This window comes from Mycobacterium sp., from assembly GCF_025933915.1.
In the GTDB taxonomy this organism is placed as follows: Bacteria; Actinomycetota; Actinomycetes; order Mycobacteriales; family Mycobacteriaceae; genus Mycobacterium.
This window is the reverse complement of sequence record NZ_JAICZA010000233.1, coordinates 1-5,495: the sequence shown is the minus strand read 5'-3', so window position 1 is coordinate 5,495 and position 5,495 is coordinate 1. Positions and strand designations below refer to the sequence as shown.

The 5,495-nt window shown below is 67.3% G+C and carries 7 protein-coding genes; 2 read left to right on the top strand and 5 right to left on the bottom strand.

Annotation, left to right across the window (positions count from 1 at the left end; all coding sequences use genetic code 11):
- The 3 genes from Q0W90_RS22950 to Q0W90_RS22940 form a co-directional block, all read right to left on the bottom strand.
- On the bottom strand, positions 1 to 336 hold a 336-nt coding region (locus Q0W90_RS22950; protein ID WP_297776822.1), incomplete at its 3' end, for an FAD-dependent oxidoreductase.
- Complete coding sequence (locus Q0W90_RS22945) at positions 333 to 2,132, bottom strand: NAD(P)/FAD-dependent oxidoreductase (protein ID WP_297776819.1); 1,800 nt, start codon at positions 2,130 to 2,132, stop codon at positions 333 to 335. The genes Q0W90_RS22945 and Q0W90_RS22950, both read right to left, overlap by 4 nt.
- 92 nt (positions 2,133 to 2,224) lie before the next feature.
- Positions 2,225 to 2,848 (bottom strand): TetR/AcrR family transcriptional regulator, encoded by a 624-nt coding sequence (locus Q0W90_RS22940; RefSeq protein ID WP_297776818.1) that lies wholly within the window; start codon positions 2,846 to 2,848, stop codon positions 2,225 to 2,227.
- Positions 2,849 to 2,990: 142 nt separating this feature from the next.
- Between Q0W90_RS22940 and Q0W90_RS22935 the strand changes: the two genes are divergently transcribed.
- Positions 2,991 to 3,620, top strand: a complete 630-nt coding sequence (locus Q0W90_RS22935; RefSeq protein WP_297701043.1) for a TetR/AcrR family transcriptional regulator — start codon at positions 2,991 to 2,993, stop codon at positions 3,618 to 3,620.
- A gap of 32 nt (positions 3,621 to 3,652) precedes the next feature.
- On the opposite strand, the gene Q0W90_RS22930 is transcribed toward Q0W90_RS22935, so the two are convergent.
- On the bottom strand, positions 3,653 to 4,267 hold the full coding sequence (locus Q0W90_RS22930) for a TetR/AcrR family transcriptional regulator (protein WP_297701047.1): 615 nt from the start codon (positions 4,265 to 4,267) through the stop codon (positions 3,653 to 3,655).
- Positions 4,268 to 4,386: 119 nt separating this feature from the next.
- Here Q0W90_RS22930 and Q0W90_RS22925 point away from each other — a divergent pair, with 119 nt between their 5' ends.
- On the top strand, positions 4,387 to 4,947 hold the full coding sequence (locus Q0W90_RS22925) for a pyridoxamine 5'-phosphate oxidase family protein (RefSeq protein ID WP_297701044.1): 561 nt from the start codon (positions 4,387 to 4,389) through the stop codon (positions 4,945 to 4,947).
- On the opposite strand, the gene Q0W90_RS22920 is transcribed toward Q0W90_RS22925, so the two are convergent.
- Positions 4,948 to 5,418 (bottom strand): SRPBCC family protein, encoded by a 471-nt coding sequence (locus tag Q0W90_RS22920; protein ID WP_297701045.1) that lies wholly within the window; start codon positions 5,416 to 5,418, stop codon positions 4,948 to 4,950.
- Between the last annotated feature and the right edge of the window lie 77 nt (positions 5,419 to 5,495).

Genomic DNA, 5,495 nt, shown 5'->3' with positions numbered 1-5,495 from the left:
GAAATCGTCGGCCACCGATTCGAGGTAGGCCAGGATCTCGGGCTGCCGCGCGTAGGTGCGGCTCCAGGATGTGTTGGGCGCGAAGGAGAACGAATAGAGGTGGCTCTGGATGTCGCAGGCGGCACCGGGATAGGTGTTGCGTCGCCAGGTGCCGCCGACCCCGTCGGAGCCCTCGATGATCGCCACGTCGTCGATGCCGGCACGGCGTAGCGCGACCGCGGCGCCCAGACCCCCGAAGCCCGCGCCGATGATCGCCACAGTCGGCGGCCGGCGCCGCCGCGTCACCGCCCGAATCCGGCCAATAGCGTAGAGCCGTCGGGCTTTTCGGCTTGTCACGGTTCGTCCTGCGTGCGGTGGATCAGCAGCCCCGCCAGGTCCCCGTCGGCGCGCCATTGCTGCAGAATGTCGGCGTACTCGGTCGGTGCGCCGAAGAAGAAGCTGCCCTGCCGCGTCTTGGCGTCGGCCTTTCCCTCCCGGTTGTAGTAGCCGGGCGTACACGTCTTGGCGCGCTCGGCGCTCGCCACCGACCGCGCCACCACCGTGTCGACCCAGGCGGCTTCGGCTCCGGGAGAGGCCTCGAGCTCGGTGATGCCGCCGGCGAGTGCGGCCGCGATGATCCAGGCGACATGGGTCGCCTGCACGTCGAGCAGGTAAGGGAAGTTCACCGTCAGGCCGGCCTGGGCGATGCTCTCGATGAAGCAGTTCGGGAAGCCGGTCGTGCACAGTCCTTGGAAGGTGCGCACGCCATCGTCCCAGTGCTCGGTCAGCGTCACGCCGTCTCGGCCGATCAGCTCGAATCCGGTGCGGCGGCAGTAGTCGGTGCCCACCTCGAAACCCGTTGCGAAGATGAGGCAGTCGAGTTCGTAGGTCGCACCGTCGACAACCACCCCGGCGTCGGTGATGCGCTGCACCCCACGCCCCTGGGTGTCGACCAGTGTGACGTTGGCACGGTTGAACGTCTGCAGATACTCGTCGTGGAAGCAGGGTCTCTTGCAGAAGTAGCCGTACCACGGTTTGAGCGCCTCGGCGGTAGCGGGATCCGCGACGATCGCGTCGACCCGTGCGCGGATCTCGTCCATCTTGGCGAAGTCGGCCAGCTCGATGTCGCGGCCGCGTTGTTCGGGATCCGCGAGGCCGTCACCGTCGTGACGCATGACCGGAAGCTTGCGGGTGATGCTCGTCCAGGCATCGGCGACCAGATCCTCGTCGGCTTGTCCTCCGGCGGTGAGGGTTTGGAAGTTCTGGATCCGCTCGCGTTGCCAGCCTGGCCGTAATGCACTGGCCCACTGTGGATCCGTGACGCTATTGGCCCGCACATCCACCGATGACGGCGTGCGCTGGAACACGTAGAGCCGCCCCGCCGCCGAGCCGAGGTGCGGTACACACTGGATCGCCGTGGCGCCGGTTCCGATGATGCCGACGCGCCGACCGACCAGATTCTGCAAGTTCTTCCCGGTGTAGGCGTAGTCCCAACGGCTGGTGTGGAACGCATGCCCGCCGAACGCCCCGAGTCCCTCGATCCCCGGCAATTTGGGCTTGGCCTGGTACCCGTTGGCCATGGACACGAACCTGGCCCGCATCTCGTCGCCCCGGTCTGTGCGGATGATCCAGCGCGATTCGCCCGGCTCCCAACGGATCTCCCGTACATCTGTCCGCAGGCAGGCGTCACGGTAGAGGTCGTAGTGGCGGGCGATGCGCTGGCAGTGCGCGAAGATCTCGGGACCTTTGGCGTACTTTTCGGTGGGCGTGTAGCCGAGCTCCTCGAGCAACGGCATGTACACGTAAGACTCGACGTCACAAGCGATTCCGGGATAGCGGTTCCAGTACCAGGTGCCGCCGACGTCAGCCGCTCTGTCGATCAGCCGCACGCTCTGCACGCCTTGCTGGCGTAGCCGCGCCCCGGTCAGCAGTCCGCCGAACCCGGCGCCGATGATGGCCACGTCGACTTCGTCGGTGAGCGGCTCGCGGGCGGCGTCCTCGCCCGCCCACGGGTCCTCGGCGAATCGGGCGAACGCGCCCGTCATCTCCATGTACTGGGCGATGCCGTCCGCGCGCAAGCGGCGCGCGCGTTCCTCGGCATACCGGCGTCGCAGCGCGTCGACGTCTAGAGCCTGGCCAACGGTCTCAGTCACGGACTCGGGTTCCTCTCCGTGGCCACGACTATATAATCAATCGATTGATCATATCAAGGGAAGGTCGCGGCATCGGCGCCGTTTGCCGGCCGCTACGCCCGCTGCTCCGCGGCGAGAAGCGTTCCCCTGATCAGCCCCTTGGCCGAGGCCAGCGCCGCGTGGTACTCCTCGGCCGGCAGCGTCGCCCCCAACTCGACCAAGCCGTAAACCAGCGCGTAGAGCGCCTCGACGACGCCGTGCCGATCACCGGCGCGCTCGCCGCCGCGGAAAGCGTCGTCGACGATGCCGTCGATGATTTCGCGGAATGCCCGGAACCCCGAGTTGTCCGCGTCGTGGGTGTCACCGGCGATCGCGCTTTCCGCCCGGATCACCCATTCGAACGCCGCGAGGTCGGGGTACTCGCGCATCAGCCGGCCCGACTCGTCGAGGACCGCTTCTATTCGCGCGACGGCGTCGCCGGGACGGGCGGCCGCCTGGCGCAGCCGGGGGACCGCGACGTCGGTCCGCGCCGCCACCGCGGCCTTCATCAACTCGGACTTGTTCGGGAAGTAGTTGTACAGGCTCGCACTGGTCACTCCGGCGGTGCGGGCGATCTCGCGGATCGTCGCGCGGGCGTATCCCACGGAGGCCACGCACCGCATGGTGGCGACGATGATCCGCTGGCGGGTTTCCTCGCCGCTGGCACCAATCGGGCGTCCGAGTTGCGCCCGTGTCACGGCGCTACCTCCACTGGTTGCATCCTGTCCGTCGGCCGACGGCCCGACACATCGAATATAATCGGGTGATCAATTTTGCTTGACGGTTTCGGCGCGGAGGTGCGCGGTGCGTGACCAACAGCTCTGCGGCGGGTAGCGCGGCATGGCCGTGACGCCGTCGCAATTGGGCCGGCCCGTCGGCGCCGATGGTGAGCAAACCCGCGCGCGCATCATCACCGCGGTGATGCGCTGCGTTGCCGAGGCGGGCTACGCCCGCGCGACGATTCGGGAGATCGCCCGGGCGGCCGATATGACCAGCGGCAGCCTGTATCACTACTTTCCGAACAAGTCGGAATTGCTCGAGGCGACCGTCAGCGAAATGGAGCGCATCGCACTCCCCCGGCTGCGGTCCGCTGCCGGGCAGGACGGCGACGCCGTCGAGCGCCTCGTGGCGGTGCTGGACGAGTCGAGCCGGTTGATGCGCGACTATCCGTACCTGGCCGCCTTCGAGCGGGCGATCCGGGTGGCAGGCAACGAGCACCACGGCCGCACCCGGGTGCACTATCCCGGGCTGAAAGCGTTGCGCGACATCATCACTGAGGTTGTCTGGGATGCCCACGCGCGAGGCGGGCTCCCTGCCGACACCGATCCGGCCGCCGCGGTGAACGCGATCCACGCGCTGGTCCGCGGCCTCACGGAACGGGCGGCCAACCTGGACCCGGATGCGTATGCGGCCACGCTGAGCTCGGCCAGGGAGCTACTGCGGGGAACCCTCTTCGCGGGACCGGCATGACCGTAGCGGCTGTGGAGTCGGCATGAACGCGATCACTCGCGCAATCGTTCGAGCCCGGCCACGATGAGCCGCAACCCGAAAGCGAATTCGTCGGCCAACGGAACGGGAAGCTCGTCGGCGACGGTGACGGTCGCGGGATAGCGCGCCGAGTCGAGCCGGTGAAACGCCGCGGAGAGTTCCGCGTCCTGTTGACCGCCATCGGCCGTCGCTCTGGAGAGCTGGATCGCAAAGCCCAGCACATAACGGGCCAGCGTGGCATACGCGTGGGCCGCGACCGCGGGCGCAAACCCGTTGTCGAGCAGGACGGCCAGGCATCGCTCGCGATTGGCCAACGCATTCGGCCCCATCGGCGTGTACTCGATCAGCAGGGCGGCGACATTGCCATGCCGGCTCAGTGCATCAAACATATGCTGCGCGAACAAGATACAGGATTGCTGCCAGGGTAAAGCGGCCAGCGCCCGCGCATCGAGATCGATCTCGCCGAGTATCTGGTCGATCACCAGAGACACCAATTCGGAGCGGTTGGAAAAGTGGCGGTACAGCGTGGCGGTGCCCGATCCCAGGCGCTGCGCCAGCGACCGCATCGACAATGCCTCGGCCCCCTCCTCATCGAGGAGTTCGACGGCCGCGCCCAGGATGCGGTCCATCGGCAGGGCCGGGCGGCCACGAGGTCTGCGCGGCCGGTTGACATCATCGTGCATTACGAAGACACTGTATCCATAATTACCATCCGGATCAACCCCCTTGACGGCAAGGACAATTCGTCATGCTCCTCCCCCTGGCGGCAGAGCCCTTCACCGCTCCGACCGAGCGCGACATGCGTCCCTCGGAGCGCCGCGAGTTCGTGCGCACCCACCGCACCTGCGTGTTCGGCTACCGCCGTCGCAACGACGGCCCGGGCATGTCGGTCGTGTACTACATCCCCACCGACACCGACGAATTGCTCGTCTCCACCATGGCCGGCAGGGGCAAGGCCCGCGTCGTCGAGCGGGACGGCAAAGTCAGCCTGTGCGTCCTCGACGAGCGGTGGCCGTTCGCCTACCTGCAGGTCTACGCCGACGCCACCGTCGAGCAGGACCGGGATCTGGCGGTCGACGTGATGATGGCGGTCGCCGGCCGGATGTCCGGCCAGCCACTCGGTGACGAGGCCCGCCCGCACATCCAGGCGATGTGCGAACGTGAGGACCGCGTCGTCATCCGATGCCGGCCCTACTCCACCTACGCGACACCCCCGCGGCATCTGCACCGCAACGACCGGGCCCGAGAACTGAGCCATTGGGTGTCCGGCGTGATCCCCTGGGACGCCGCCGATCCGGCGGCGGATTGATCACCCCGCGTAGCGATCCCGCAGTTTGGTCAGCGTCGCCTCGATGCCCGACGCATTCGCCTTGGCGAAACCCATCCGCTCGTAGTACTTCAGTTTGTTCTTGAGCGCACCGGCATCGCGATAGTCGAACGTCTCGGTGACCTGCGTCAGGGTGGGTGATACCGCCTCGAATTCCCACCGCCAGCGGTGACCCACCGGGTGGCGCCATTCGACCACTTCGTTCGGCGTCAGCGCTGTGATCGTGCTGGTGATGCGGTAGGGCAAGCCGAACATCTTCATGTGCGTCGAAAACTTCGATCCCTCAAGGAGTTGCGGCGGCATGGCGATGTTGTCGCGCACCGTGCCCGACCCGTCGAGTTCGTGGTGCCGCCGAGGATCGGCGACCATGGCATACAGGTCGGCGGCCGGTGCGGCCACCTCGACCCTGCGACTCACCTGGCGGGGCCCCCGGTCGACAACGGTGACGGTCATTGCGAATCTCCTTTCCGCTACCCGGCAGCGTAATCCCGTTCAGTCCCGAGGCTCGGGAATGCTCGGGTCCCACACCG